The sequence below is a fragment of the Brevundimonas sp. Root1423 genome (assembly GCF_001426805.1).
Genome location: NZ_LMFL01000023.1, coordinates 210,426 through 234,216 on the forward strand (window position 1 = coordinate 210,426; position 23,791 = coordinate 234,216).

The 23,791-nt window shown below is 67.4% G+C and carries 30 protein-coding genes and 2 pseudogenes; 15 read left to right on the top strand and 17 right to left on the bottom strand.

Annotated features, from left to right (window positions below; translation table 11 throughout):
* Positions 1 to 2: 2 nt before the first annotated feature.
* Positions 3 to 983 carry a cysteine synthase A gene (gene cysK, locus ASD25_RS14370; protein ID WP_056618005.1) on the bottom strand — a complete coding sequence of 327 codons (981 nt, stop codon included), beginning with the start codon at positions 981 to 983 and terminating at the stop codon, positions 3 to 5.
* A 171-nt stretch (positions 984 to 1,154) separates the two neighbouring features.
* Here cysK and fliI point away from each other — a divergent pair, with 171 nt between their 5' ends.
* Genes fliI through radC form a run of 5 tightly spaced genes read left to right on the top strand, consistent with a single transcriptional unit; the run spans position 1,155 to position 5,666 of the window.
* Positions 1,155 to 2,495, top strand: coding sequence for a flagellar protein export ATPase FliI (fliI, locus tag ASD25_RS14375; RefSeq protein WP_056618008.1), 1,341 nt, complete (start codon positions 1,155 to 1,157; stop codon positions 2,493 to 2,495).
* A gap of 13 nt (positions 2,496 to 2,508) precedes the next feature.
* On the top strand, positions 2,509 to 2,919 hold the full coding sequence (locus ASD25_RS14380) for a flagellar export protein FliJ (RefSeq protein ID WP_056618010.1): 411 nt from the start codon (positions 2,509 to 2,511) through the stop codon (positions 2,917 to 2,919).
* Between the two features lie 22 nt (positions 2,920 to 2,941).
* On the top strand, positions 2,942 to 4,030 hold the full coding sequence (locus ASD25_RS14385; protein ID WP_056618013.1) for an endo-1,4-beta-xylanase: 1,089 nt from the start codon (positions 2,942 to 2,944) through the stop codon (positions 4,028 to 4,030).
* Between the two features lie 56 nt (positions 4,031 to 4,086).
* The gene (gene map / locus ASD25_RS14390) at positions 4,087 to 4,908 is read left to right on the top strand and encodes a type I methionyl aminopeptidase (protein WP_056618016.1); all 822 of its coding nucleotides are present in this window, start codon (positions 4,087 to 4,089) and stop codon (positions 4,906 to 4,908) included.
* 29 nt (positions 4,909 to 4,937) lie between these two features.
* Positions 4,938 to 5,666 (top strand): DNA repair protein RadC, encoded by a 729-nt coding sequence (radC, locus tag ASD25_RS14395; RefSeq protein ID WP_056618021.1) that lies wholly within the window; start codon positions 4,938 to 4,940, stop codon positions 5,664 to 5,666.
* Between the two features lie 21 nt (positions 5,667 to 5,687).
* Here radC and ASD25_RS14400 read toward each other — a convergent pair whose 3' ends face one another.
* Positions 5,688 to 7,265, bottom strand: a complete 1,578-nt coding sequence (locus ASD25_RS14400) for an ATP-binding protein (RefSeq protein ID WP_056618024.1) — start codon at positions 7,263 to 7,265, stop codon at positions 5,688 to 5,690.
* Positions 7,266 to 7,441: 176 nt separating this feature from the next.
* On the opposite strand from ASD25_RS14400, the gene ASD25_RS14405 reads away from it, so the two are divergent.
* From ASD25_RS14405 to ASD25_RS14430, 6 genes are all read left to right on the top strand, one after another.
* Positions 7,442 to 8,434: a N(4)-(beta-N-acetylglucosaminyl)-L-asparaginase gene (locus tag ASD25_RS14405; RefSeq protein WP_056618028.1), complete on the top strand. Its 993-nt coding sequence runs from the start codon at positions 7,442 to 7,444 to the stop codon at positions 8,432 to 8,434.
* Positions 8,431 to 8,946: a GNAT family N-acetyltransferase gene (locus tag ASD25_RS14410; RefSeq protein ID WP_056618032.1), complete on the top strand. Its 516-nt coding sequence runs from the start codon at positions 8,431 to 8,433 to the stop codon at positions 8,944 to 8,946. The genes ASD25_RS14405 and ASD25_RS14410 overlap by 4 nt, the downstream gene beginning before the upstream one ends.
* Positions 8,947 to 9,003: 57 nt before the next feature.
* A complete protein-coding gene (locus ASD25_RS14415; RefSeq protein ID WP_056618034.1) occupies positions 9,004 to 9,243 on the top strand; it encodes a BolA family protein in 240 nt (79 codons plus the stop codon).
* 4 nt (positions 9,244 to 9,247) lie between these two features.
* Complete coding sequence (locus ASD25_RS14420; RefSeq protein ID WP_056618037.1) at positions 9,248 to 10,171, top strand: aldo/keto reductase; 924 nt, start codon at positions 9,248 to 9,250, stop codon at positions 10,169 to 10,171.
* Between the two features lie 71 nt (positions 10,172 to 10,242).
* Complete coding sequence (grxD, locus tag ASD25_RS14425; protein WP_235562735.1) at positions 10,243 to 10,617, top strand: Grx4 family monothiol glutaredoxin; 375 nt, start codon at positions 10,243 to 10,245, stop codon at positions 10,615 to 10,617.
* On the top strand, positions 10,617 to 11,045 hold the full coding sequence (locus ASD25_RS14430) for a thioesterase family protein (RefSeq protein WP_056618040.1): 429 nt from the start codon (positions 10,617 to 10,619) through the stop codon (positions 11,043 to 11,045). The genes grxD and ASD25_RS14430 overlap by 1 nt, the downstream gene beginning before the upstream one ends.
* On the opposite strand, the gene ASD25_RS14435 is transcribed toward ASD25_RS14430, so the two are convergent.
* The 6 genes and pseudogenes from ASD25_RS14435 to ASD25_RS14455 all read right to left on the bottom strand — a co-directional run bounded on the left by ASD25_RS14435 (position 11,042) and on the right by ASD25_RS14455 (position 14,578).
* Positions 11,042 to 11,428: a hypothetical protein gene (locus tag ASD25_RS14435; RefSeq protein ID WP_056618044.1), complete on the bottom strand. Its 387-nt coding sequence runs from the start codon at positions 11,426 to 11,428 to the stop codon at positions 11,042 to 11,044. The two genes, ASD25_RS14430 and ASD25_RS14435, sit on opposite strands and share 4 nt — an antisense overlap.
* A gap of 319 nt (positions 11,429 to 11,747) precedes the next feature.
* Positions 11,748 to 12,070, bottom strand: a 323-nt coding sequence (locus tag ASD25_RS29480; protein ID WP_255356163.1) for a S4 domain-containing protein, incomplete at its 5' end; no start/stop codon positions are given.
* Position 12,071: 1 nt separating this feature from the next.
* A pseudogene (gene rpsD, locus ASD25_RS29485) lies at positions 12,072 to 12,442 on the bottom strand (30S ribosomal protein S4); the annotation flags it as partial.
* A 1-nt stretch (position 12,443) separates the two neighbouring features.
* Positions 12,444 to 12,694 (bottom strand): annotated as a pseudogene (locus ASD25_RS14445) (hypothetical protein); the annotation flags it as partial.
* A 246-nt stretch (positions 12,695 to 12,940) separates the two neighbouring features.
* Positions 12,941 to 13,879 carry an MBL fold metallo-hydrolase gene (locus tag ASD25_RS14450; protein WP_056618047.1) on the bottom strand — a complete coding sequence of 313 codons (939 nt, stop codon included), beginning with the start codon at positions 13,877 to 13,879 and terminating at the stop codon, positions 12,941 to 12,943.
* A gap of 87 nt (positions 13,880 to 13,966) precedes the next feature.
* Positions 13,967 to 14,578 (bottom strand): superoxide dismutase, encoded by a 612-nt coding sequence (locus tag ASD25_RS14455; protein WP_056618050.1) that lies wholly within the window; start codon positions 14,576 to 14,578, stop codon positions 13,967 to 13,969.
* A 146-nt stretch (positions 14,579 to 14,724) separates the two neighbouring features.
* Here ASD25_RS14455 and ASD25_RS14460 point away from each other — a divergent pair, with 146 nt between their 5' ends.
* Positions 14,725 to 14,967 carry a hypothetical protein gene (locus tag ASD25_RS14460; RefSeq protein WP_056618054.1) on the top strand — a complete coding sequence of 81 codons (243 nt, stop codon included), beginning with the start codon at positions 14,725 to 14,727 and terminating at the stop codon, positions 14,965 to 14,967.
* Here ASD25_RS14460 and ASD25_RS14465 read toward each other — a convergent pair.
* The 5 genes from ASD25_RS14465 to ASD25_RS14485 are packed head-to-tail and all read right to left on the bottom strand — an operon-like array spanning position 14,964 to position 18,538.
* Positions 14,964 to 15,212 (bottom strand): hypothetical protein, encoded by a 249-nt coding sequence (locus ASD25_RS14465; protein WP_056618057.1) that lies wholly within the window; start codon positions 15,210 to 15,212, stop codon positions 14,964 to 14,966. The two genes, ASD25_RS14460 and ASD25_RS14465, sit on opposite strands and share 4 nt — an antisense overlap.
* A 19-nt stretch (positions 15,213 to 15,231) precedes the next feature.
* Positions 15,232 to 16,179: a DUF4350 domain-containing protein gene (locus ASD25_RS14470; RefSeq protein ID WP_056619161.1), complete on the bottom strand. Its 948-nt coding sequence runs from the start codon at positions 16,177 to 16,179 to the stop codon at positions 15,232 to 15,234.
* Between the two features lie 25 nt (positions 16,180 to 16,204).
* On the bottom strand, positions 16,205 to 17,038 hold the full coding sequence (gene fghA, locus ASD25_RS14475) for an S-formylglutathione hydrolase (protein ID WP_056618060.1): 834 nt from the start codon (positions 17,036 to 17,038) through the stop codon (positions 16,205 to 16,207).
* Positions 17,038 to 17,421 (bottom strand): VOC family protein, encoded by a 384-nt coding sequence (locus tag ASD25_RS14480; RefSeq protein ID WP_056618063.1) that lies wholly within the window; start codon positions 17,419 to 17,421, stop codon positions 17,038 to 17,040. The genes fghA and ASD25_RS14480 overlap by 1 nt, the downstream gene beginning before the upstream one ends.
* A gap of 10 nt (positions 17,422 to 17,431) precedes the next feature.
* Complete coding sequence (locus ASD25_RS14485; RefSeq protein WP_056618067.1) at positions 17,432 to 18,538, bottom strand: S-(hydroxymethyl)glutathione dehydrogenase/class III alcohol dehydrogenase; 1,107 nt, start codon at positions 18,536 to 18,538, stop codon at positions 17,432 to 17,434.
* Between the two features lie 59 nt (positions 18,539 to 18,597).
* Between ASD25_RS14485 and ASD25_RS14490 the strand changes: the two genes are divergently transcribed.
* Positions 18,598 to 19,317 carry an NAD-dependent deacylase gene (locus tag ASD25_RS14490; protein WP_056618070.1) on the top strand — a complete coding sequence of 240 codons (720 nt, stop codon included), beginning with the start codon at positions 18,598 to 18,600 and terminating at the stop codon, positions 19,315 to 19,317.
* 152 nt (positions 19,318 to 19,469) lie between these two features.
* Here ASD25_RS14490 and ASD25_RS14495 read toward each other — a convergent pair whose 3' ends face one another.
* Genes ASD25_RS14495 through ASD25_RS14505 form a run of 3 tightly spaced genes read right to left on the bottom strand, consistent with a single transcriptional unit; the run spans position 19,470 to position 21,941 of the window.
* The gene (locus ASD25_RS14495; protein ID WP_056618073.1) at positions 19,470 to 20,255 is read right to left on the bottom strand and encodes an RNA methyltransferase; all 786 of its coding nucleotides are present in this window, start codon (positions 20,253 to 20,255) and stop codon (positions 19,470 to 19,472) included.
* Positions 20,256 to 21,278, bottom strand: coding sequence for a hypothetical protein (locus ASD25_RS14500; protein WP_056618076.1), 1,023 nt, complete (start codon positions 21,276 to 21,278; stop codon positions 20,256 to 20,258).
* 30 nt (positions 21,279 to 21,308) lie between these two features.
* A complete protein-coding gene (locus ASD25_RS14505; RefSeq protein ID WP_369816594.1) occupies positions 21,309 to 21,941 on the bottom strand; it encodes a glutathione S-transferase family protein in 633 nt (210 codons plus the stop codon).
* Between the two features lie 336 nt (positions 21,942 to 22,277).
* Here ASD25_RS14505 and ASD25_RS14510 point away from each other — a divergent pair, with 336 nt between their 5' ends.
* Together ASD25_RS14510 and ASD25_RS14515 are read left to right on the top strand one after the other, a co-directional pair.
* The gene (locus ASD25_RS14510) at positions 22,278 to 22,703 is read left to right on the top strand and encodes a 3D domain-containing protein (RefSeq protein ID WP_235562736.1); all 426 of its coding nucleotides are present in this window, start codon (positions 22,278 to 22,280) and stop codon (positions 22,701 to 22,703) included.
* Between the two features lie 73 nt (positions 22,704 to 22,776).
* Positions 22,777 to 23,364, top strand: coding sequence for a hypothetical protein (locus tag ASD25_RS14515; RefSeq protein WP_056618083.1), 588 nt, complete (start codon positions 22,777 to 22,779; stop codon positions 23,362 to 23,364).
* On the opposite strand, the gene ASD25_RS14520 is transcribed toward ASD25_RS14515, so the two are convergent.
* The gene (locus ASD25_RS14520; protein ID WP_056618086.1) at positions 23,361 to 23,681 is read right to left on the bottom strand and encodes an Mpo1-like protein; all 321 of its coding nucleotides are present in this window, start codon (positions 23,679 to 23,681) and stop codon (positions 23,361 to 23,363) included. The two genes, ASD25_RS14515 and ASD25_RS14520, sit on opposite strands and share 4 nt — an antisense overlap.
* Positions 23,682 to 23,791: the final 110 nt, after the last annotated feature.

Here is a 23,791-nt window from a genome sequence, read left to right on the forward strand (position 1 = left end):
CGTTACAGCCCCTCGAACAGCGCCGTCGACAGGTAGCGTTCGGCGAAGCTGGGAACGATGGCGACGATGGTCTTGCCGGCGTTTTCATCCCGCGAGGCCAGACGGAAGGCCGCGGTCAGGGCAGCGCCCGACGAAATCCCGACGGGAATTCCCTCCGTCCGGGCAACCTTGCGGGCCATGTCGAAACTGTCCTCATTGGACACCTGCTCGACCCCGTCGATGACCGAGCGGTCGACGTTGGGCGGAATGAAGCCGGCGCCAATGCCCTGAATCTTGTGTGGCCCGGGCTCACCGCCCGACAGCACCGGCGACGCGGTCGGCTCCACCGCGATCATTCGCAGCGACGGCTTGCGCGCCTTCAGCACTTGGCCCACGCCTGTGATCGTTCCGCCGGTGCCGACTCCGGCCACGACGATGTCGACCGCGCCGGCCGTATCGTTCCAGATTTCCTCGGCCGTGGTGACCCGATGGATCGCGGGATTGGCCGGATTGTCGAACTGCGACGGGCACACCGAGCCGGGCGTCCGGTCCAGCAGTTCCTGGGCCATGGCGATGGCGCCCTTCATCCCCTTCTCGGCGGGGGTCAGCACCAGTTCAGCGCCGAGCAGGGCCAGCATCTTGCGCCGCTCGATCGACATGCTCTCGGGCATAACGAGGATCAGCTTGATCCCCTTGGCCGCCGCCACGAAGGCCAGGGCGATGCCGGTATTGCCGCTGGTGGGTTCGATCAGCACCGTCTCGGGCCCGATCTTCCCGGCCTGTTCCAGCGCATCGATCATGGCCACGCCGATCCGGTCCTTGACCGAGGCGATCGGGTTGAAGAATTCAAGCTTGGCCAGAACCGTGGCCTTGGGCGAATACTCCGCCGACAGGCGCGGCAGACCTACGATCGGAGTGTCGCCGATGGTGTCGAGGATCGAGGCGTAGACCTTGCCCCGCCCCGACTTCAGGTGGCGGGAAGGGTCATAGGGGGCGTCGGACATGGCGGATCTCCGGAAGGGTCGGAACAAGAAATAACCCTTCCCGCCGCCATGCAAAGAGGTTTGGCGCGGAAACCTCTGCCGCACGCCCGGAAATGGCGCATCGTACGACTGCCCTTCATTCCCCGTTAACCACGACAGCGCATCCCTGAATCACTGTTCCAGGGGCCGTTCTTGCGTAATCTCGCCGCCGCCGTCGAAGCCGTCGATCCGCTTGTCGTGACCGGCAAGGTCGCGGGCGTGAACGGGCTGCTGATTGAATCGCGGGGCGGCCTGTCGCGCCTTGCCGTTGGCGCCCGGGCCGAGATCGAGCGGCGTCACCTCCATCCCCTGCCGGCCGAGGTCGTCGGCTTCCGCGACGCCAAGGCCCTGCTGATGCCCTTCGGCCCGGTCGAGGGCGTGGCCCCCGGCGCCGACATCCGCATCGTCTCCGCCGCCGCCAGCGTGCGCCCCACGACGGCTTGGCTGGGCCGGATCATCGACGCCTTCGGCCAGCCCATCGACGGTAAGGGCCCCCTGCCCGTCGGCCCCGCCGCCTATCCCCTGCGCGCGCCCCCGCCTCCGGCTCACTCCCGCGGCCGGGTCGGAGAACGCCTCGACCTGGGCGTCCGCTCGATGGACGTCTTCACCACCACCTGCCGCGGCCAGCGTCTCGGCATCTTCGCCGGCTCGGGCGTTGGCAAATCGGTGCTGCTGTCCATGCTGGCGCGTCAGGCCACCTGTGACGTGGTTGTCGTCGGCCTGATCGGCGAACGGGGCCGTGAGGTCCGCGAATTCATTGAGGAAACCCTCGGCGAGGAAGGCCTGCGCCGCGCCATCGTCGTGGTCGCCACCTCCGACGAACCCGCTCTGAAGCGCCGGCAGGCCGCCTATATGACCATGGCCATCTCCGAATACCTGCGCGATCAGGATCTGGAGGTCCTGTGCCTGATGGACTCGGTCACCCGCTTCGCCATGGCCCAGCGCGAGATCGGCCTGGCGGCCGGCGAGCCCCCGACAACCAAGGGCTACACCCCGACCGTCTTCACCGAACTGCCCAAGCTTCTGGAGCGCGCCGGCCCCGGTCCTGTCCGGCCGGACGGCACCACCGCCGGGCCGATCACAGCACTGTTCACCGTGCTGGTGGACGGCGGCGACCACGACGAGCCCATCGCCGACGCCGTGCGAGGCATCCTCGACGGCCACATCGTCATGGACCGAAAGATCGCCGAGCGCGGCCGCTTCCCCGCCATCGACGTGCTGAAATCCGTCAGCCGCACCCTGCCCGCCTGCCAGACCCCGCCCGAGCGCGAGCTGAACAAGCGCGCCCGCCAGTGCCTCAGCGCCTACGCCAACATGGAAGAGCTGATCCGCATCGGCGCCTATCGCACCGGGGCCGACCCGATTGTCGACCGCGCCATCGCCCTGAATCCCGCGCTCGAGAATTTCCTCGGCCAGGACAAGGACGATCACACGCCTCTTTCCGATTCCTTTACCCAGCTGGAAGCTATCCTCAATCAGGGAATGATCCAGTGACCGGAGTACGCAGATGACCGCCTGGGCCCAATCGCTGATCCGGATCTCGAACTACGAGGTCGAGACCCTTCAGAAGCGCCTCGCCGAGATCACGGCTCGCCGGGCGTCCGCCGAAATGCGCATCGCCGTGCTTGAGGCCGAGGCGGAGATCGAACAGGAACGCGCCCGCTCCGACGCCGATGCCGCCATGCTCCTTCAGGCCTATCTGAGCGGCTGGAAAATGCGCAAGGGCGCGGCCGAAGCCGACGTCGTCGTCATCAACGCCGAGGAGGAAGGCGCCCGCGACGCCCTCACCGGCGCCTTCGAGGAACTCAAAAAGTTCGAGCACGTCGCCGAAACCACCCGGCTGAACAGCATCATCGCCGCCGGCAAGCGCGAAACCGCCGCCTTCGACGAACTGGGCCTGCGCCGCCGCGCGGGCTGACCCGCGCCTCAGAGGCAGGGATATGATCGACCGCCGCTCCCTCCTCGCTGCGCCTCTCGCCCTCGCGGCCTGCAACCGCTTCGCCTCGGCCCAGCCCGCGCCCGGCCCTGAGGCCGCCCCGCTCAAAGGCCTCGCGGACTTCCCCCTCGGCGCCACCGGCATGACCGGCCAGCTGTCCGACCCCGTCTGGGTCGGCCAGATGCGCAAGCATGTCAGCCAACTGACGCCCGAATGGGAACTGAAGCCCGAGCGCATCCTGCAGCCGGACTTCACATGTGACTTCTCAGCCTCCGACCGGATCGTGGACTGGGGCCGCGAACAGGGCATGCGCGTCCACGGCCACACCCTCGTCTGGTATTCCCAAGGCCAGCAGGCCTTCACCGACGCCCTGCGCCCCGCCCGATTCGCCGCCGAATACGACCGCTACGTCTCGACCGTCGCGGGGCGCTATCGCGGCAGGATGGCCGGCTGGGACGTGGTCAACGAGCCGGTGGCCGAGGACGGCGACGGCTTGCGAGACTGCCATTTCAGTCGGGCCCTCGGTCAGGAAGGCTACATCGTCCGCGCCTTCGAACAGGCCAGCGCCGCGGATCCGGACGCAGTGCTGTTCCTCAACGAATACAATCTCGAGAATATCCCCCGGAAGGGCGCGACCTTTCTCCGGCTGGTCGAGCGCCTGCTGACTCTCGGCGCTCCCGTAGGCGGCATCGGCACCCAGTCGCACCTCGACATCGAGATCCCGGCCGGCCAGATCACGACCTTCATCAAGGACGCCGGTTCGCTCGGCCTGCCGATCCATGTGTCCGAGCTGGACTTCTCCATGCGCTCCGACAACCGCCTCGATACCCGCTCCCTCGCGGCGAAGCGCGCCCAGCAGGTCGCCCGCGTCGGCGAACTGGCCGAAGCCTTCATGGCCCTGCCGGAACGCCAGCGCTATGCCTTCACCACCTGGGGCCTGCGCGACACGGATAGCTGGCTCCTGCGTCCGGATGGCAAGGGCTGGACCGACGACAGCCCGCTGCTGCTCGACGCGAAAGGCCGGGCCAATCCGGCGTATGCTGCGGTGGCGGACGCATTCTCGGGACGGCGGCCCGCCTCAACCCGGCCTTGAGGTTTGTGCTATAGTCTCCCACCTGAGACTCGAGCCCGCCCCCGAAAGCCGACCGAATGTACGAGACCCCCGAACTGGACGACGACGCCTTCGTCCGCACCCACGAGATCCGCGTCCACGACGCCGAGGCCTTCGAGGGCATGCGCGCGGCCGGTCGTCTGGTGGCCGAGGCGCTCGACATGATCACGCCGTTCGTGGTCCCCGGCGTGACGACCGGCGAGCTCGACGACCGCATCCGCGAGTTCACCCTCGACAACGGCGCCCTGCCCGCCTGCCTCGGCTACAAGGGCTATGAGAAGACCATTTGCACCTCGATCAACCACGTCGTCTGCCACGGCATTCCCGGCGACAAGGTTCTCAAGGACGGCGACATCGTCAACATCGACCACACCGTCATCGTCGACGGCTGGCACGGCGATTCCAGCCGCATGTATGCGGTCGGCGCCATCAACGCCCGGGCGAAGAAGCTGATCGACGTTACCTATGACTCGCTCGACGCCGGCCTCGCCATGGTCAAGCCTGGCAATACCTTCGGCGACATCGGCTACGCCATCCAGCAGGTGGTCGAGGCCAACCGGATGTCGGTGGTGCGCGACTTCTGCGGCCACGGGATCGGCCGTCTTTTCCACGACAGCCCCAACGTCCTGCACTATGGCCGGCGCGGCGAGGGCGCGACGCTCAAGCCCGGCATGTTCTTCACCGTCGAGCCGATGGTGAACCTCGGCAAGCCGCACGTGAAGGTTCTGTCCGACGGCTGGACCGCCGTGACCCGCGACAAGTCCCTGTCCTCGCAATGCGAACACACTATCGGCGTGACCGATGACGGGCTGGAGATTTTCAGCGCCAGCCCCGCCGGGCTGTTCCGCCCGAAATTCTAGGATAGGCTGTAGTCTCCCGAGGGAGGCGAATGGTCGACCAACCGCCTGACAAGCCCAAACCGCCTCACCATGCCGGTCACCGCGAGCGGCTGCGCGAACGCGCGCGCGGCGCCGGCATCCACCACCTGCCCGACTATGAACTGCTGGAGCTGTTCCTTTTCCGTAGCCAGCCGCAGGGCGACGTCAAACCCATTGCCAAGGCTCTCCTGGCCCGGTTTGGCTCGCTGGCGGCGGTTCTGGCCGCCTCGGTCGAGGACCTGATGACCGTTCGCGCGGAGGACGCCAAGGGCCGGAAGAAAGGCATCGGGGCCGAAACCGCCCTCGACCTCGCCGCCCTGCACAAGGTGGCCCGCCGCGTGACCCGCGAGGAGGCCGCCGCCCGCCCCGTCATCTCCTCCTGGACGGCCCTCGTCGCCTATGTCCGCATGAGCTTGCAGCACGAACCGCGCGAGCAGTTCCGCGTCCTGTACCTCGATAACCGCAACCAGCTGATCCTCGACGAAATCCAGAACCGCGGCACCGTCGACCACGCCCCCGTCTATCCGCGCGAGGTCGTGCGGCGGGCGCTGGAGCTGTCGGCCAAGTCGATGATCATCGTCCACAATCACCCATCGGGCGATCCGACGCCCTCGCGGCCCGACATCGACATGACGCGTCAGGTCGTCGAAGCGGCGCGGGCGCTCGGCATCGACGTCCACGACCACCTGATCGTCGGCCGAGCCGGCGTGGCCAGCTTCAAGCAACTGGGCCTGATCTGACGGCTCGCAGCTCCACAGCGCCTATTGCGCAAACACGTCGCTGCGCGGCAGTTGCAGGTGGAAGGTCGCCCCGTGCCTCACCCCGCGTGAGGCCCACAGACGTCCGCCGCAAGCCTCAATGATGATGCGGCAAAGGGACAGGCCGAGGCCGATACCAGTCGGCTTGGTGGTGAAATAGACCTCGAAGATCTGGTCAAGCGCATCGGGCGCGATGCCCGCGCCGTTGTCGCTGACCTCGAGCAGGACCGCTTCACCCTCCGCCGCCGTCGACCGGATGCTTATCCGGCGAGGCCGGCTCGTAACGGCGTCCAGCGATTCGATGCCGTTCGTCAGCAGGTTGACCAGCACCCGCTGGATCTGGACCGGGTCCGCCAGAACCGGCGGCAGCGTGTCGTCCAGCTTGAGGTCCAGTGCGACATCGTGGGCGGCCAAATCCCGGTCCATCACCACCACCGTTTCCCGCACCAGCACGTTGAGGTCGAACTGGGTCCGGCCGCCCCGTCGTTTGCCGAACATGGCGCGAATGCTCTTGATGACCGCAGAGGTGCGGTGCTCGGCCTCAAGGATAGCGTCCAGCGCCTGAATGGCGCCCGGAACGTCCGCGGGCGTGGCGGCGAGCCGGCTTCGGCCAATCCCCGCCTGAAGCCGGATGGCCGTCAGGGGTTGTCCAACCTCATGCGAGATGGCCGCCGCCACCGCATCCAACGACATCAGCCGGGCGTTTCTTTCCCGGTTCCGCGCGATCGTCGCCAGCGCCAGACGGGCATAAAGCCTGTTGGACTCGGCGATGAGGGCAAGCATCACGATCAGGTGCGAAAACACCGACACGACGAAGAAACAGTACCAGCCCACCGTGAACCGGGCGGTCAGCATCATGACCATCAGCGTCTCGATCACCCAGCCCGACACGGCGACCAGCAGCCACATGTCGAGCACCGAACTGCGGGACCGGAACAGGACGATTCCGGCCGCTGCAAACCCCGTAAAGAGGGCGACCTGATACCAGACGGCGCTGGAGTAGATGACGTCCGACCGGCTGGTGAAATAGGCCGGAAGCAGATCCTTGCCAGCGGTCGTCAACAGGATGATCGCCGCCCCCGCCGCCAGGCCGGCGGCGACCCACTCGGTGACCCGGACCGCGGGCCGTTCGGTCCCCGGCAGGGCGGCGGATTCCTTCCACTTCAGCCAGACGTAGAGAAGGATCACGACGGGAAACACCCAACGCCTCCCGTAGGCGAGCCAGGCCGCCGTGCTTATTCCGGCCCCCAGCAGTCCATCCGGGGCGAAGGCGCCCGGGAAGGTCAGCGCGTGCGCCATGACCAGCAGCGCCGTGACGACGTACCCCGTGGCCAGAGCGACAAGGGCGCGCGATCGGAATACGGCCGCCTGGGCGTACAGCAGGGTCGCGGTTATCGCTTCCCCGAGAAACATGATCGCATCGACCGTCGGGGCGAAGGCATTGACCGCTGGTGCCGGCGTGCCGCGCACCGCCCAGATAAATGGAAGGGTCGCGCCCAACAGGCAGACGATCGCGATACTGAGCCGGATCTGCCGCCGATCCGGCGGGGTGTCGAACAGCCCTAGTCGGTCCTGAGGCACGCCGCGTCCCTCCAGATAAAGCGCGTCAGCCCGTGGACCGGAGGCTAGCGTGAAAATTTCTCAAGACCTAGGGGGTTCGCTAAGCTCTGCAGAAAGCGCCGCCCGAAGAGGAACATGCCCGTGCTGAACATTGCCGGTCGACAAGGCATCACCTGCGTCAGGCAAGCGGGTCCGCTGTGAGCGCCCCCTCCCGCAGGGCCGTTCTGGGCGCCGCGCCTCTCGTCGCCATCGCCGGCTCTGCGGGCGCGCAGGACCGGGCGCCCGACATCATGGTCTCCACCTGGAATTTCGGCGCCGCGGCCAACGCCGCGGGCTGGGCCGCGCGTCAGGAGGGCGGCTCCGCGCTGGACATGGTCGAGGCCGGGGGCCGGGTGGCCGAGGCGGACGAGAGCAACACCTCCGTCGGGCTTGGCGGCCTGCCCGACCGCGACGGCCGGGTGACGCTGGACGCCTGCGTCATGACCTGGGCCGGCGACATCGGGGCCGTCTGCGCACTGGAGGACGTTGTCCACGCGGTCTCCGTGGCGCGCCGCGTCATGGAGAGAACGCCCCACACCATGCTGGTCGGCCCCGGCGCCAGCGCGTTCGCCCTCGATCAGGGATTCGAAACGCAGAACCTGCTCACACCCCGCGCCGAAACCGCCTGGCGGGAATGGCTGAAGACCGCCGACTACGCCCCGCGCCCCAACAGCGAGAACGCCGACTGGCGGGGCACGCCGGGAGGCCCCGGCAACCACGACACCATCGGCCTGCTGGCTATCGGCGCGGACCAGCGGATGGCCGGCGCCTGCACCACCTCCGGCATGGCCTTCAAGATGGCCGGCCGGGTCGGCGACAGCCCGATCATCGGCGCCGGCCTCTATGTCGATGACGAGGTCGGCGGTGCGACCGCCACCGGCGTCGGGGAGGACGTGGTGCGTGTTGCGGGCTCCCATTCGGTGGTGGAGGCGATGCGGCACGGCCTTGATCCGACCGCCGCCTGCCGCTCCGTAATCGAACGCCTCGCCCGCCTGCGCGGAACGAAGGTCGTCGCCTCGCAAGTCGCCCTGCTGGCGCTCGACAAGTCGGGACGCTCCGGCGCCTTCGCCCTCCAGCCGGGCTTCACCTACGCCGTCACCGACGCCGCCGGCCGCACCCGCATCGAACGCGCAGGAGCCTTGTTCGCATGACCATCCTCGTCACCGAACGCCTGACCCTCGCCCCCGTCGCCCTGTCCGACCTCGACGACCTCGTCGCCCTGTGGGGTGATCCAGCGTTCGCCACGGCTATTTTCCCCACCGCGCTGAGTTCCGAGGATGTCTGGTTCCGTCTGCTGCGCGACATCGGCCATTGGGAAGCGCTGGGCTATGGCAACTGGGCTATCCGCGACACAGCGACGGGCGTCTATGTCGGCAGCGTCGGCGTGCTGGACTATCGCCGCATCATGACCCCCGCCTTCGACGCGCCGGAGCTCGGCTGGGGCGTCGCCCCCCGTTTTCAGGGCAAGGGCATGGCCTTTGAGGCCCTGTCCGCCGCCCTCGCATGGTGCGACGACGCCCTGAACGCTCCGCGCACCGTCTGCATGATCTCTCCGGACAACGCCCCGTCGCACGCACTGGCCAAACGGGCCGGCTACATTCCCTACATCGAGACCACCTACAAGGGCGCGCCGATCGTCCTGCTGGAACGGGCTGCGGCGTAGCCAGCCATTAAGGTTTACGGTGCATCATCCTGGCACAATCCGGGGACCGCGCCTTCCATGCCCATGCCTGTCGAAACGCTTCGCAGCCACCTGACCGAAGCCTTTCCCGATGCCGAGATCGTCATCGACGATCTGGCCGGCGACGGCGACCACTATCGCGCGCGCATCGTCTCCACGGCCTTCGCCGGTCTTCCCCGCGTGCGCCAGCATCAGCTGGTCTACGCCGCGCTGAAGGGAAAGATGGGCGGCGAACTTCACGCGCTGGCGCTGGAAACAGCCACACCGGCGGGAGACTGAGACCATGCGCTACCGTCCCTTCGGCGTCGCCGGACAGGCCGTTTCGGCCCTCACCCTCAGCCTCGGCGCGCGCGACATTGCAGGCGGCCCCGAGGCCGGACGCGAACTCGTCTATTCGGCGCTGGAAGCCGGCATCAACAGCTACCGTCTCGAGACCGCCGACCCGGTTCTGGCCGAAGTCCTGGGTCAGGCCCTCAAACATGTCGACCGCAAGTTGGTGCAGGTCTCGCTGACGCTCGGCGCCGGCGACGGCCGCCGGGGCTCAGACCGCGACTTCTCGGCCGAAGGCATCACCTCAGCTATCGACAAGGCCCTGCACGCGTCCAGCCTCGGCTGGTTCGACATGGCTTTGCTGGACGAGCCTGTCGACAACGAATTGCCCCAGTCCACGCTGAATGCGCTGAAGGCCTTGCGCGCCACCGAGCGAGTCCGCCTTCTGGGCGTCTCCGGCGAGGGCGACGTCATGGACACATATGTCTCGACCGGCGCCTTCGACGTGCTGGCCACGCCGTTCCACGTCAACGCCAGCTGGCAGGTCAGGTCGCGCCTGCGCGCCGCCCGCGAGCAGGACATGGCCATTTTCGTCTACGGCTATTTCCCCGACAGCCTGAACACCGCCAGGAAGGCCGCCACGGCCCACGTCGAGAAGAAGAAGAGCTTCTTCGGCTTCGGCGGCGGTCCCAAGGTCAAGGAAGGGCCGCTGGCCCACGCCGGCACCTTCGCCTTCCTGCACCGCACCAACAACTGGACTGCGGAAGCCATCTGCCTCGCCTACGCCCTGACCGATCCGTCGGTCTCCAGCGTCCTGATCGAAGCCAGCGACATCGAGCGGCTGAATAGCCTGTCGCAGGTCCCTGACCGCGACATGCCGCCGGGTCTGGCCGCCCAGATCGAGATGGCCCGGGTCGCGGGAGCCAAGGCGGCCTGACGCCACACGCCCCTTGACCCCCTGCCCCGCGGTCCATACGTGACGGCCTTCACCGAGAGGCCAGTATCCCCGTGACCGACCAAGCCGTGACTTCCGCCGCCGGCGCCGATCCCGTCCACGCCTTCATCGGCGAGACGGTGAAACAGCACGACGTCGTCCTGTTCATGAAGGGCACGCCGGACGCCCCACGTTGCGGCTTCTCATCGCTGGCGGTGCAGATCCTCGACCATATCGGCGCGAATTTCGTCGGCGTGGACGTGCTTCAGGACGAGGCCCTGCGCGACGGGATCAAGACCTTCAGTGACTGGCCGACCATCCCCCAGCTCTATGTGAAGGGCGAGTTCGTGGGCGGTTCGGACATCGTGCGTGAAATGTTCAACGCCGGCGAGCTCCAGGCCCTGATGGCCGACAAGGGCGTAGCCTTGGGCGAAGACGCCGACGCCTGATGGCCCGCGCGGTTCTCGAACCCCGCGACGACCGCGAGATATTCGTCGTCCCGTTGACGGTCCTGCCCGAACACATCGACGACAACGGCCATGTGAACAATGTGGTCTATGTCGGCTGGCTGCAGGACGCGGGTACCGCCCACTGGAACGCCCGCTTTGACGGTGAGACCCGGGCCCGCTGGTCATGGGTCGCGGTCCGGCACGAGATCGACTATTTCCGCCCCCTGCCTCCGCAGGCTCAAGGCGTCGCGGCCCGCACCTGGGTTGGCGATCCGCAGGGACCGCGCTTCAACCGCTACGTCCGCATCGAGGACGGCGAGGGCCGGCTGTGTGCCCAGGGCGTCTCGGAATGGGTGCTGGTGGACGCCGTGACCATGCGGCCGCACCGCATCCCTGCCACCATGCTGCCGGCCTTCGAGCGGCGTTAGCCCGGCGGCAGCTGGTATGGGTTCTCCACCGACAGGCGCGACCCGTCCGCGAGACCCAGCTCCTCAAACGACCAGCGCATCTCCACGCCTTCCGGCTGGACCTGACGGCAGCGGTCTTCCTTGATCCGGCGCAGGGTGATGATCGGCCCGTCGCTGGACTGGCGCACCACGGGCTGGATGTCGGCCTTGGCCGTGCAGCCGTTTGAGCTGACCCAGAAGGCGGCCTGATTCTGCGCGATGACCGCGGCGTGGACCGGCTCGACATGCCCCGGCAACGAGGCCGCCTCGGGAGCAGGCTGGTCCGTGAACTGACGCACGACAACGCAACCCGACAGCAAGGGAGCAAGCGCAAGAGCGGCGGCGGCTGTCGCGATCAGTCTCATCCCCGGCCTCCTCGCCGAACCCTCAGCCGACAAAATGCGCGCGTTCGCCCGCGAAGGGAACCGGCTGGAAACAGAAAAGGCCCCGGATCTCTCCGGGGCCCTTCCAGGACTTGCGCGGCTCAAGTAGCGCGACCGCGCGATAGCCGCACTTAGGACGAGTAGTATTCCACGACCAGGTTCGGCTCCATCTTCACCGGGAACGGCACGTCGGCCAGTTCCGGCACGCGGACGAAGCGGACCGAGAAGCCGCGGTCGCCNATCAGCGACCTGGCCGTCGTCTGGGCCAAGCTGGACGACGTGATCCGCCGGAAAACCGTCCTTACGAGGAGTAGTATTCCACGACCAGGTTCGGCTCCATCTTCACCGGGAACGGCACGTCGGCCAGTTCCGGCACGCGGACGAAGCGGACCGAGAAGCCGCGGTCGCCCAGCTCGATGTAGTCCGGGATGTCGCGTTCCGACGACTGCTGGGCTTCGAGCACCAGCGCCATGTTGCGGGACTTTTCCTTGACCTCGACGACGTCGCCGACCTTCAGACGGTACGACGCGATGTCGACCTTCTTGCCGTTGACGGTCACGTGGCCGCCGCCCTCCAGTCCCTGACACTGATCCGCGGAACCCAGAACACCGACGCCCGCACTTCNGAGCACCAGCGCCATGTTGCGGGACTTTTCCTTGACCTCGACGACGTCGCCGACCTTCAGACGGTACGACGCGATGTCGACCTTCTTGCCGTTGACGGTCACGTGGCCGTGGCTGACGAACTGACGGGCCGACCAGACGGTCGGAACGAATTTGGCGCGATAGACCAGGGCGTCCAGACGGGACTCCAGCAGGCCGATCAGGTTTTCCGAGCTGTTGCCTTTGCGGCGCGAAGCTTCTTCGTACGTCGCGGCGAACTGCTTCTCGGTGATGTTGCCGTAGTAGCCCTTCAGCTTCTGCTTGGCCTTCAGCTGCAGGCCGAAGTCAGAGACCTTTGACTTGCGGCGCTGGCCGTGCTGGCCGGGGCCGTACGNTTCAGCTCTTCGGCCAGCACGTCGCCGACCGTAGCGATGGCCGCTTCACGGTCGGTGATGTTGCCGTAGTAGCCCTTCAGCTTCTGCTTGGCCTTCAGCTGCAGGCCGAAGTCAGAGACCTTTGACTTGCGGCGCTGGCCGTGCTGGCCGGGGCCGTACGAGCGTTTGTTGACGGGGGACTTGGCGCGACCCCACAGGTTTTCACCCATGACCCGGTCGAGTTTGTACTTGGCGCTATGGCGCTTGGACATNGCCGTACGAGCGTTTGTTGACGGGGGACTTGGCGCGACCCCACAGGTTTTCACCCATGACCCGGTCGAGTTTGTACTTGGCGCTATGGCGCTTGGACATATGTCACTCTTCTTCGTGATGCGGCCCGGTCCCTCCCCAACTGGAGAGACGATCTCAACGGCGGTCCACGCATCGTCCGTAGTGGTTCGCGCGTCCGGCGGGCCGGATGCGTGAGGGCGGGCTTATGACGGCCACGCCCCGCTGAGTCAAGGCTGGGCGGTCGTTTCCGGAACCCAGACGAAGCCGTCGTCCCTGCGCTGGAACCGGCCGAGCCCCGGGAAGGGGAAGTGGACGCCGTAGATGCGCAGCGATCCGGCAGACCCGCGCTCCAGCAACCCCTGCCGCGTGGCCACGCCCGCCGCGCTGTCCGTATCCCAGCCATTGACCCAGTCCGGCCGCTGCACCGAAATGACCGAGCTGTGCATGGCGTCGCCGATATACAGCAGCCGCTCCGCGCCCGAGACGACCTCATACCCCGAATGACCCGGCGTATGGCCGGCCAGCGCCACGGCCCGGATCGAGGGCGTAACTTGCGCGCCGGGCGCGAACGGCTGGACCTTTGGCGTCACCGCGGTCAGCAGCGCCGCCTCGCCCGCCTTGGCTGCGCCGGCCTTCATATACTCCCACTCCGGCTCGCTGATGCGCACGGCCGCGTTGGGGAAGGTCAAGGATCCATCCGCCCCGACCAGCCCGCCGACATGGTCGCCATGCGCGTGCGAGATCAGGACGTCTGTCACCGTCGTCGGGTCGACTCCCGCTGCACGCAGCGAACCCACAAGCTTGTCCTGTGTGCCCATCCGTCCGCCCGCGCCGGTATCGATCAGAACCACCCGCTCGCCGTCCCGCACCAACAGGGGCTGAACCGACAGATGGATGGCGTCCCCCGGCTGGCCCGCTCCAGTCAGGACTGTCCGCGCCGCCGCCGTGTCCGACCACGGGCTCTCGTTGGCGGCGTTCGGCATCACGATCTCCCCGTCCTTCAGCGCCACCGCCTCCAGCGCCCCGATCCGGAAGGCGTGGATGTCGGGACTCGGCGCCGTCGCGGGCGCGGCCGTCGGCGCGGCGGCCTTTTCCGCCTCGGGCGAACAGGCCACGATCGACGCCAGGATCAGGGCGGCGGCGGCGAGGCGGGCGTGGACGTTCATCGGTCGGCTCTCCGGGGAGGGATAAAGCAGCGCTTGAGATAGGCGGCCGCATCCGCCGCGCCAGAGCAGCGCGGCGGATTCAAACGATCACTTGGCCGCGGCGAACAGTTCGTTGGCCTTGTTCCAGTTCACCACCGTCCAGAAGGCCTTGAGATAGTCGGGCCGACGGTTCTGGTATTTCAGATAATAGGCGTGTTCCCAGACATCGGCGGCCAGCACGACGGCGCCCTTCTCGTCCGCCACGTCCATCAGCGGATTGTCCTGGTTTGGCGTCGAAGTGACCTTCAGCTTGCCGTCCTGAACGATCAGCCATGCCCAGCCCGAGCCGAACTGGCCAGCGCCGGCGGCGTTGAACGCTTCCTTGAACTTGTCCATCCCACCCAGATCGCGGTCGATGGCGGCGGCTAGGTCGGCCGAGGGTTCGCCGGTCTCGCCGACCGGAGCCAGCAGCTCCCAGAACAGGCTGTGGTTCCAGTGCCCGCCGCCGTTGTTGCGGACGGCCTTGGGCGCCTTGGAGATCGAGGTGAACAACTCTTCCAGCGTCTTGCCCTGCAGGCTCGCGTCGGCGGCAACCGCCTCGTTCAGCTTGTCGACATAGGCCTGGTGATGCTTGTCGTGATGGAAGGTCATCGTCTCCTTGTCGATGGCGGGCTCAAGCGCGTCATAGGCATAGGGAAGCGGGGGGAGCGTGAATGCCATGGGGAGAATCCTTCGACAGCGTTGGGGGAGAGCATGCATTTAGGGTGTCGCAACCCTGACCCAAGCGGTTGCGCCGGCTTTTTGTTCAGCCGCGCTTGCGGTGCCGCCGGTTGAAGTCGATCCTTCGACCAGCCTTGGGAGGAACCATGACCTCAGCCACACGCGCTATCGCCGCCGTCCTCAACCTGTCGGTCCTGTCGGGCTGTGCGGCCACCGGGGCGTCTCTGGACCGGTTCGCAGATCAGGCCGAGGCGCGCTCGAGTTGCCATACCAGCACCGGCGAGCTGGTCGCCGCGCCGTCCTGCACGGTCAGCTACACCGTCTCCAGCTCGACGACGACAACCACCACCACGACCACAACAACCGCGCCCGCCAAGGCTGACGACTAGACCTGCGCCGACCCAGCTTGCGGCAGATGCGCCTTCAGGCAGTCGCGGACCGCGCGTCTCAGATCCCCGGTCGACGAGGCGAAATCCACGCCCTCCGCGTCGAACACGGCCCGCACCCCCGCATCCAGCCCATTCGCCAGCGCCGCCTGGACCCGGGCCTCGCCCTTGGGATGCAGGCAGAAGCCCACCTCGACGCAAAGCGCGGCGAACATCGGGGCGTAGTCTGGGGCGGCGTTGTCGGTCATACGCCCTGCTAGCACATTCTCAGGGCAGCAGGCCGCTCAGCCAGTGCATTATGTTGAGCCCGAACTGCGCATTGCCCGGCGCCATGTTCATGCCGAACCGCCGGTCGGGCTGCCCGTCGGTATAGCGGACGACTTGCGCCGACAGCATTCCCGCCTCCCCTAACACCACCACCCGGCCCTGCCCGTGTTGGAACGCCAGCCCCTGCGCCGGCAAGGCGGGCGTCGACAGCTCCGTCAGGGCCGCCTCTCCCGCCGCGCCTCCGTCCAGCCGGCCCGCCAGCGCCTGAAGCGTGGGGAGGTCCCGAGCCTCGCGTGCGCCCACGGTCATGGGCAGCAGCGTCGCCGACCCCGCCGGCCCTTCCAGCGACTGACCGGTGAAGGCGGTCACGCTCGCCACCCGCTCGTCAGCGTTTCGACCCGAGATGATCGGATGATCCCCGAACGCCTCCGCCGGATAGGTCAGATTGGTCGTCAGGTCGGCGTCGCCGTCACTCATGGCGAAGGCGTAGCCCTTGCCCATCTTCACCCCGAATCGCGCCGCCAGCGCCTCAGCCGCCGTGCCGAAAGGCGCATGGTCGGCGATCAGCAGCAGCCGCCCGCCGCCTCGCACCCAAGCCTCGACAGCCTCGATCTCGCTTGCGGTGAAGGGCGAGCCGTCGTCCGCCGGACCCGCATTTGCGATCACCATCACGCCGACGCCGTCCAGTCCGCCCGCGTCGAACGGCGCTGTCCCGCCACGCACGTGATAGCCGTCGGCCCGCAGCAGGGCGACGAAGGGCGAATACCGGCCGTCGACGGTGTGGAAATTATTGTGCGCCCCGTCAATCACGACCATCGGGCCGTCGGCGGCGAAGGCGTGCCGCGCCACCGTCGGGCGGAAGTCCGGATCGGTCATCTGCTGCTGCGCCAGTGCAGGCGCGGCGACGGTGAGGACCATCAGGCCCAGAGCCAGGGCGAAACGCTTCATCGGAACCCCTTCGGTTTGGCCCACCCTAAGCCTTCAGCCGCGCCGCGTGGAAGGCGATGTGATCATCGATGAAACTGGCCATGAAGAAGTACGAGTGGTCGTACCCCGGCTGCATCCGCAGGGTGATCGTCTGCCCCGCCGCCTTGCCCGCCTGAACCAGCAGTTCGGGCTTGAGCTGTTCGGTCAGGAAAGGATCTGCGTCGCCTTGGTCGATCAGGATGTCGTCGTAGCAGCCCTCGCCGACGCCGCTCTCGATCAGCAAAGCCGCGTCATGGCCCTCCCAGGCCTCGCGATCCGGACCGAGATAGGCGGTGAACGCCTTCTCCCCCCACGGACACCGCGTCGGCGACGAGATCGGCGCAAACGCTGAGACCGACCGGAACAGGTGCGGATGGCGCAACGCCAGCGTCAGCGCCCCGTGCCCGCCCATGGAATGCCCACTGACCGACCGCGCTTTCGTCGTCGGGAACTCCGCGTCGATCAGGCCGATCAGCTCCTCGACCACATAGCTCTCCATGCGGAAATGCGGCGCCCACGGCGGCTGCGTCGCATCGACATAAAACCCCGCGCCCTGTCCCAGGTCATATGACGGATCGTCCGCCACACCCTCGCCGCGCGGCGAAGTGTCCGGCGCGACGATGATCACCCCGTGCTCGGCCGCAGCCGCATAGGCCGCCGCTTTGGTGGTGAAATTGTCTTCCGTGCAGGTCAGGCCCGACAGCCAGATCAGCACCGGAAACGGCCCGCCCCCCGACGGAACGAACACCGACAGCGTCATCGGCGTGCCGATGACTGCGCTGTCGTGCTTCAGATAGCGCAGCGTCCCGCCGTGGACGGCGTGGGTCTTGACCGTTTCCATCACCCCAGCCGGTGCATGGCGCAGATCTTGTTGCCCGACGGGTCGCGCAGATAGGCGAGATGCAGCTTGCCAAAGGCGCCGTCGCGCACGCCGGGCGGGTCCTCGATGGCCGTGCCGCCAGCCGCAAGCCCTGCCGTGTGGAACGCCTCCACCGCCGCGCCATCGGCCGCCGCGAAGCCGATGGTGCCGCCGTTGGCGTGGCAGGCCGGCTCGCCGTCAATCGGCTTTCCGACCGCAAAGGCGCCCCGCGAGGTCCGCCACCAGTAGCGCCCCTTGGGGTCCGGGCCGCTGGCCGGCTCGATCCCAAGCGCGCCCAGCGCCGCGTCATAGAATTTGCGCGACGCTTCCACGTCATTCGCACCGACGGTCAGGTGGGTGAACATTCTTTCCTCCTCAGAATACGACGACGCTGCGGATGCTCTCGCCCGCGTGCATCAGGTCAAACGCCTCGTTGATCCGCTCCAGCGGCAGGGTGTGGGTGATCATCGGATCGATCTCGATCTTGCCATCCATGTACCAGTCGACGATCCGCGGCGTATCCGTCCGCCCTCGCGCGCCGCCGAAGGCCGAGCCGCGCCACACCCGGCCGGTGACCAGCTGGAACGGCCGCGTCGCGATCTCCTTGCCCGCCTCGGCCACGCCGATGACGATGCTCTCGCCCCAGCCGCGGTGGCAGGCTTCCAGCGCCTGACGCATGACTACCGTGTTGCCCGTGCAGTCGAAGGTGTAGTCGGCCCCGCCCCCGGTCATCTCAACCAGATGAGCGACCACGTCCGACACATTCTTCGGATTGACGAAATGGGTCATGCCGAAACGGCGGCCCCACTCTTCCTTGGTGTCGTTGATGTCCACGCCGACGATCATGTCGGCCCCGACCATCTTCAATCCCTGGATGACGTTCAGCCCGATCCCGCCCAGCCCGAAGACCACGCAGTTGGCGCCCGGCTCGACCTTGGCCGTATTGACCACCGCCCCGACACCCGTGGTCACGCCGCAGCCGACGTAGCAGGCCTTGTCGAACGGCGCGTCCTTGCGGATTTTCGCCACCGCGATCTCGGGCAGGACCGTGTAGTTCGAGAAGGTCGAACAGCCCATGTAGTGGGCGATCGCCTGTCCCTTGTAGCTGAACCGCGACGTGCCGTCGGGCATGACCCCCTTGCCCTGGGTCGCGCGAATGGCGGTGCACAGGTTGGTCTTGCGGCTGAGGCAGCTTTTACATTGCCGGCATTCCGGCGTGTACAGCGGGATCACATGGTCGCCGACCGCGACCGAGGTCACGCCCGGCCCGACCTCGACCACCACGCCCGCACCCTCATGGCCGAGGATGCTCGGGAAGATGCCCTCGCTGTCCAGCCCGTCCAGCGTATAGGCGTCGGTGTGGCAGATGCCCGTCGCCTTGATCTCGATCAGCACCTCGCCCGCGCGCGGCCCCTCCAGATCGACCTCGACGATCTCCAGCGGACGTTTGGCCTCGAAGGCGACGGCGGCGCGGGTTTTCATGGGGAGGCTCCTCTTGCGTTGCGCTCTTCTAGGACAGACGCGCGATGCTATGAAACCGCATGCGGCACAGAAATCTCGTCATCCTCACCGGCGCGGGCATCTCCGCCGAGTCCGGCGTGCCCACCTTCCGCGCCGACGACGGCCTGTGGTTGGGCCATCGCATCGAGGATGTCGCGACGCCCGGGGCCTTCGCCCGCGACCCCTCCCTTGTGCAGGATTTCTACAACCGCCGCCGCCGCCAGCTGGCCGAGGTACGTCCCAACGCCGCCCACCACGCCCTCGCCGATCTCGCGGCTCGCTGGGAAGGCGACTTCCTGCTGGTCACCCAGAACGTCGACGACCTGCACGACCGCGCCCATGCCCTGACGCCCCCCGCCCCCGGCTTCGAGCTGATCCACATGCACGGCGAACTGCTTAAGGCGCACTGCACCCGCACGGGCCGGGTATGTGACTGGCCAGACGATCTGGAGCCGCAACAGCCCTCGCCGCATCATCCGCTGGGACTGCTGCGTCCGCACATCGTCTGGTTCGGGGAAATGCCCTTCATGCTGGAGCGGATCGATGCTGCGATTGCCGCATGCGACCTGTTCATCTCCATCGGCACTTCGGGCGCTGTCTATCCGGCTGCGGGTTTCGTCCAGCAGGCCCGTTTCGCCGGCGCCCGCACGGTCGAGATAAACCTGGAACCGACGCCGGGGAGCCGCCTGTTCGACCAGGGCGTCTACGGCCCGGCCACACAGATGGTCCCGGCGTTCGTCAACAATCTTCTGGCCGGCTGACCCCCATTTCCGCTCATCCCGGCGAAAGCCGGGACCCAGTGTTTTGGGTGATGCAGCGGAACCGATGATCCGCGCTCGCCGGTCCTGAGACGCCAGCGTCAAGCTGGACAGGACTGGGTTCCGGCTTTCGCCGGGATGAGCGGATGAGAACTCTAGCTCTCGCCCGCAGCCTTCTTCGCCGCCAGCTTCGCCAGCACCCGCCCCCGCCCCTTCGACAGCGCGGTGATCACGCCCCGGAACGTCGCCACCTCCTGCTCCGAGAAGGCCGACCGCCCCAGCATCACCCGCAGGTTTTGAACCATCGAAGGACGCTTCTCGGGCGGATGGAAGAAGCCGCCGTCATCCAGTTCGCGTTCCAGATGCTCATACATCCCCAGCATCAGCGCGCCCGACGCCGGCGGATCGCCTTCGCGGAACCGAGGCGGGGGCGCGTCCAGCACCGTGGTGCGCCACTCATAGGCGTTGATCGCCACCGCCTGCGCCAGGTTCAGCGAATGGTGGCGCGGGTCGATCGGGATGGTGACGATGCCCTGGGTCAGGGCGATGTCGCTGGTCTCCAGCCCCGACCGCTCGCCGCCGAACAACAGGCCGATATTCAGCCCCGAGGCGCGGTCGTCGAACAGAACGCGCGCCGTCTCGCGCGGCGTGCGCACCGCCATCCGCGTCTCGCGCGGCCGGGCGGTGGCGGCATAGACTGTGTTCAGATCGGCCACCGCCCCGGCGACGCTGTCGAACACCTTCACGCCTTCCAGCACCCAGTCGGCGCCCGAGGCCGTGGCCCAGGCCCGGTCCTGCGGCCAGCCGTCGCGCGGCGCGACAAGCCGCAGTTCCGACAGGCCGAAATTGGCCATCACCCGCGCCACAGCGCCGATATTCTCGGCCATCTGCGACTTGTCGAGAATGACGACGGGCGGGATGGGCTCGGCGGAGTCGGCCAATCAGTCGTCTCCGTACATGGCCAGCCACGGATCGGCGGTTCCGGCCTCGACCTCGGCCACCTTCACCGCCGGCCAGCCGATCGAGTCGTCCGCCGAGTCACGCCAGGCCAGCACATAAAGATCGCGCAGTTCCGACGCTCCGGCCGCCAACCGCGCCGTCACGAAGGCCGCGCCGCTCGCATCGCCTTCGCCAAAGCCCCCGGCCTTCTCCAGCACATAGAACGGCCGCACCTCGGCCAGCGTCGTCTTCAGATAGGCCGGCACCCGCGCTCGCAGGTCGAATCCGTCCAGCGCCGGCGCCGTCATGGCGGCCTCGACGGCGTCCAGCCGGGCAACCCGACCGGTGAAGGCGCCCTCAAACGCGCCGTGGGTCTGGCGCGAGGTGGTGAAGTTCTCCGGGTTCGGCACATCCCGCGACCAGCCGTTGTAGTGGATCGTCGTATGGTGGGGCTGCGAGCCGTCGCCGACGTAGTGGCCGAGATAGCCCATGTCGCGCAGGATAAGGGCCTCGCGCCGCTGCCGGTCCTCGCGGTACCAGGCGCGCTTGCCGGGATCGAGCTCGCGCCGCTCGGCGGCGATCAGCACCCGCCACGTGGCGAAGTCGCGGACCAGCTGCTGATAGCCGTCCATGATGGCGTAGGGCAGATAGCCGGCGTCATCGACCTCGATCCCCGCCGCCAGCAGAGCTGCGTCGTATTCGGACTTCAGCCGCGGCAGGGCGTCGATGGACAGGCCCTGGGCGTTCATGATCCGCCCGGCGTCGTCCATGTCGACGAAGTGGGCCGTGTCGCGCTCGCGGTCGTGCGGCTGGCCGCCCCCCTTGGTGCGGTCCGGCTCGCGCGCCAGTTCGCCAACCTCTGCCGAGGCCCCCGGCGTACGCAGGAACGCGGGCATCTCAGTCGGCAAACCGCGCACGGCGGCCACGCCGATCAGCCGGTGGCCGGTATTGCCCCAGGCGTCGGCCTGCAGCGCCACGCCGCCGGCGGCGGCGAGGACAAGGGCGGCGAGTGCGAAACGCTTCATCTGGGGGCTCCGGCGAATGACCGGACCGCCTTAGCGTATCCCGAACGCGTCCTCCACCCGCCCGATCCATGCGACGACAGAGGGATAGGCAGCCAGGTCGAAGTCCCCTTCCGGCGCGACACGGGTGTAGGCGACCAGGGCCAGGTCGGCCAGGGTCGGACCATCGCCGACCAGCCAGTCTCCCTGCGCCAGCCCCGTCTCCATCCGGGCCCGCTCGACCAGCCGGGGTTCGATTTCGTCGGCCCGCTTTCCGGCCAGCGCGCGCTGAAACCGGACCATGGCGATATAGGGCTCGTGGCTGTACTGTTCCCAGAACAGCCACTCCATCATCCGGGCGCGGTCGTAGCGATCGCCGGGGATAAACGGGGTCCCCTCGCCGAAATACAGAAGAATGGCGTTGGACTGCGCCAGCGGCCGCCCGCCCTCCAGCACCGCCGTGGGCGTCTGTCCGGCAGGATTCAGCGCCAGGAACTCCGGGCTGCGCGTTGCGCCGGACGTGACATCGGTTTCGATCCATCGATAATCATGGCCCAGCCGGTCGAGCAACCACTTGACCTTCAAACAGTTGCCGGAACGAATATCTCCATAGACAGTAAGCATCGCACCCAAGCATAGTTTTTGTTGCTGACGAATACAGCTTACAGACTTGTCCGAATTGGCCAAACGAGATTCGGCTTAACCACCACAAGCGCCACTTATCCACCGAAGAACCGGACGCGATGTCGCAGCGCAGCATGAATGTCTGGTTTTCGCCACATTTGGAATCGAAAAGCCCGGCGTCGGACGCGTACGGGGCCGGCGTTTCCGTGAGTCGTTCATATGCTCGGCACAGCCGCTGCGTTCGCCCTTTTCTGGGCGATGGCCTTCCCCGCCCATGGCGGAGAGCCGGTATCCTACGAGTCCGTGGTCGCAGCCGACCCGGTCGCCGTATCAACCGCCTCGACTAACGAAGGTTCCGACAGCGGCGAACGTGGCCTGAGTGCTGAACAACGGGCCCTCATGGCCGAGGACGCCGACTGGAGCGCTCGCGCCAACCTCTATCATGCAGGCGGCGGCGGAGCGACGGGCAACGACAGCCTGGGTTGTCGCCCCATAGCCATGCGCACGGTCGCCACCGACCCCCGCTACATCCCGCGCCGCACCCGCCTCTTCATCCGGGAGACGGTGGGCATGCGGATGGCCGACGGCACGATCCACGACGGCTACTGGTACGCTTCCGACACCGGCGGCGCGATCAAGGGTCAGAAGATCGACCTCTACACCGGCCACGGCCGCGGCTCGATGTCGCCGGTCATGCCGCTGAACCAGCGCCGCCTGACCATCGTCAACGCCGGCCGCTTCGACGGCTGCCCGCCGTCGTGGGCCAGCCAGCCCAGCCAGGCCACGCTGATGGCCTCGGCCTCGACCAACGCCGGCTCCAACTAACCCCCGCATCCGGCCGCCGGCCTGAAGCGTAGCTGCTGCGACCGTCAGGGATGCGGTCGCCGGAGCTTTGCCCATGCGCCCGATTCTCGCCCTCGCCTGCGGTCTTGCCCTTGCGCTGACGCCCATCGTCGCCAGTGCTGCGGATCAAGGCTCCGACGCCCAGCCGACCGTGAGTCCATCGCCCGGCGCTCTCCACCGCGGCCTCGCAGGCCGCTGGGCCGGAGCCCTCGGCTACCGCGACTACCAGACCGACAGACTGTTCGAGATTCCGGTGGCCACCACCATCGTTCAGGTCCCCGACGGCGTCACACAGATCCGCACCTCCCTCTTCGACGATGGCCCCGGCAAGCCGGTCTGGATCACGTCGGTCAATCTGCACGACGAGGCCGCCGGTTCGGTTTCCTCAGCCAGCTACCGCGCCGGTCGGCCGGTCGAACTGACGGTTGAGCGGGTGCGCGTCTCCGAATGGCGCGACGATGCGCACTGGACCATCACGTGGGATTCGGTCGCCGAGGACGACAACCAGCCGGCCGAAATCCGGGTCACCGAGACGCGCGACGGCGACAGCCTGTTGTCCGTGAAGACCGTCCGCCCGCTCGGCGCCGATGACGCAGCCTGGCGCTTCCGTAACCAGACCCGTCTGACCCGCGTCAGCGACTAGAATTCCCGCTTGCCGCTGACGGTCTCGAAGAACATTCGCCAGTCGCCCATCAGGCTCCACAGCGGATACCGGAATGTCGCCGGCCGGTTCTTCTCGAAGAAGAAATGCCCGACCCATGCGAACCCGTAGCCGACCAGAGGCATGGCGAGAAACCACCACGCGCTGACCGTCAGCCCCAGCACGAACGCCACGATCACGAGCGCCGTCCCTACGATATGGATCCGCCGGCACGTCCGGTTGGAGTGTTCGTGGATGTAGTAGGGATAGAAGGCCGAAAACGACTGGTAGCGTTCACCGGGCGCGGGCTGGCTGGTCATGGGTCCAGCCTCTCCCCGCGACCCGGCCCGGTCAAGCCACTCCTGTTCACCATCCCTGTCAGCGATCGCGTAACGCCACCGCCGCAATAGTCCGTCGTCCTCCGCCGGAG

What these genes read in the sequence shown, in the direction of transcription:
- cysK (WP_056618005.1), bottom strand. Translation starts at nt 983, where the DNA reads ATGTCCGACGCCCCCTATGACCCTTCCCGCCACCTGAAGTCGGGGCGG.
- ASD25_RS14380 (WP_056618010.1), top strand. Translation starts at nt 2,509, where the DNA reads ATGACCGCCTGGGCCCAATCGCTGATCCGGATCTCGAACTACGAGGTC.
- ASD25_RS14385 (WP_056618013.1), top strand. Translation starts at nt 2,942, where the DNA reads ATGATCGACCGCCGCTCCCTCCTCGCTGCGCCTCTCGCCCTCGCGGCC.
- map (WP_056618016.1), top strand. Translation starts at nt 4,087, where the DNA reads ATGTACGAGACCCCCGAACTGGACGACGACGCCTTCGTCCGCACCCAC.
- radC (WP_056618021.1), top strand. Translation starts at nt 4,938, where the DNA reads ATGGTCGACCAACCGCCTGACAAGCCCAAACCGCCTCACCATGCCGGT.
- ASD25_RS14410 (WP_056618032.1), top strand. Translation starts at nt 8,431, where the DNA reads ATGACCATCCTCGTCACCGAACGCCTGACCCTCGCCCCCGTCGCCCTG.
- ASD25_RS14415 (WP_056618034.1), top strand. Translation starts at nt 9,004, where the DNA reads ATGCCCATGCCTGTCGAAACGCTTCGCAGCCACCTGACCGAAGCCTTT.
- ASD25_RS14420 (WP_056618037.1), top strand. Translation starts at nt 9,248, where the DNA reads ATGCGCTACCGTCCCTTCGGCGTCGCCGGACAGGCCGTTTCGGCCCTC.
- ASD25_RS14430 (WP_056618040.1), top strand. Translation starts at nt 10,617, where the DNA reads ATGGCCCGCGCGGTTCTCGAACCCCGCGACGACCGCGAGATATTCGTC.
- ASD25_RS14435 (WP_056618044.1), bottom strand. Translation starts at nt 11,428, where the DNA reads ATGAGACTGATCGCGACAGCCGCCGCCGCTCTTGCGCTTGCTCCCTTG.
- ASD25_RS14450 (WP_056618047.1), bottom strand. Translation starts at nt 13,879, where the DNA reads ATGAACGTCCACGCCCGCCTCGCCGCCGCCGCCCTGATCCTGGCGTCG.
- ASD25_RS14455 (WP_056618050.1), bottom strand. Translation starts at nt 14,578, where the DNA reads ATGGCATTCACGCTCCCCCCGCTTCCCTATGCCTATGACGCGCTTGAG.
- ASD25_RS14460 (WP_056618054.1), top strand. Translation starts at nt 14,725, where the DNA reads ATGACCTCAGCCACACGCGCTATCGCCGCCGTCCTCAACCTGTCGGTC.
- ASD25_RS14465 (WP_056618057.1), bottom strand. Translation starts at nt 15,212, where the DNA reads ATGACCGACAACGCCGCCCCAGACTACGCCCCGATGTTCGCCGCGCTT.
- ASD25_RS14470 (WP_056619161.1), bottom strand. Translation starts at nt 16,179, where the DNA reads ATGAAGCGTTTCGCCCTGGCTCTGGGCCTGATGGTCCTCACCGTCGCC.
- fghA (WP_056618060.1), bottom strand. Translation starts at nt 17,038, where the DNA reads ATGGAAACGGTCAAGACCCACGCCGTCCACGGCGGGACGCTGCGCTAT.
- ASD25_RS14480 (WP_056618063.1), bottom strand. Translation starts at nt 17,421, where the DNA reads ATGTTCACCCACCTGACCGTCGGTGCGAATGACGTGGAAGCGTCGCGC.
- ASD25_RS14485 (WP_056618067.1), bottom strand. Translation starts at nt 18,538, where the DNA reads ATGAAAACCCGCGCCGCCGTCGCCTTCGAGGCCAAACGTCCGCTGGAG.
- ASD25_RS14490 (WP_056618070.1), top strand. Translation starts at nt 18,598, where the DNA reads ATGCGGCACAGAAATCTCGTCATCCTCACCGGCGCGGGCATCTCCGCC.
- ASD25_RS14500 (WP_056618076.1), bottom strand. Translation starts at nt 21,278, where the DNA reads ATGAAGCGTTTCGCACTCGCCGCCCTTGTCCTCGCCGCCGCCGGCGGC.
- ASD25_RS14510 (WP_235562736.1), top strand. Translation starts at nt 22,278, where the DNA reads ATGGCCGAGGACGCCGACTGGAGCGCTCGCGCCAACCTCTATCATGCA.
- ASD25_RS14515 (WP_056618083.1), top strand. Translation starts at nt 22,777, where the DNA reads ATGCGCCCGATTCTCGCCCTCGCCTGCGGTCTTGCCCTTGCGCTGACG.
- ASD25_RS14520 (WP_056618086.1), bottom strand. Translation starts at nt 23,681, where the DNA reads ATGACCAGCCAGCCCGCGCCCGGTGAACGCTACCAGTCGTTTTCGGCC.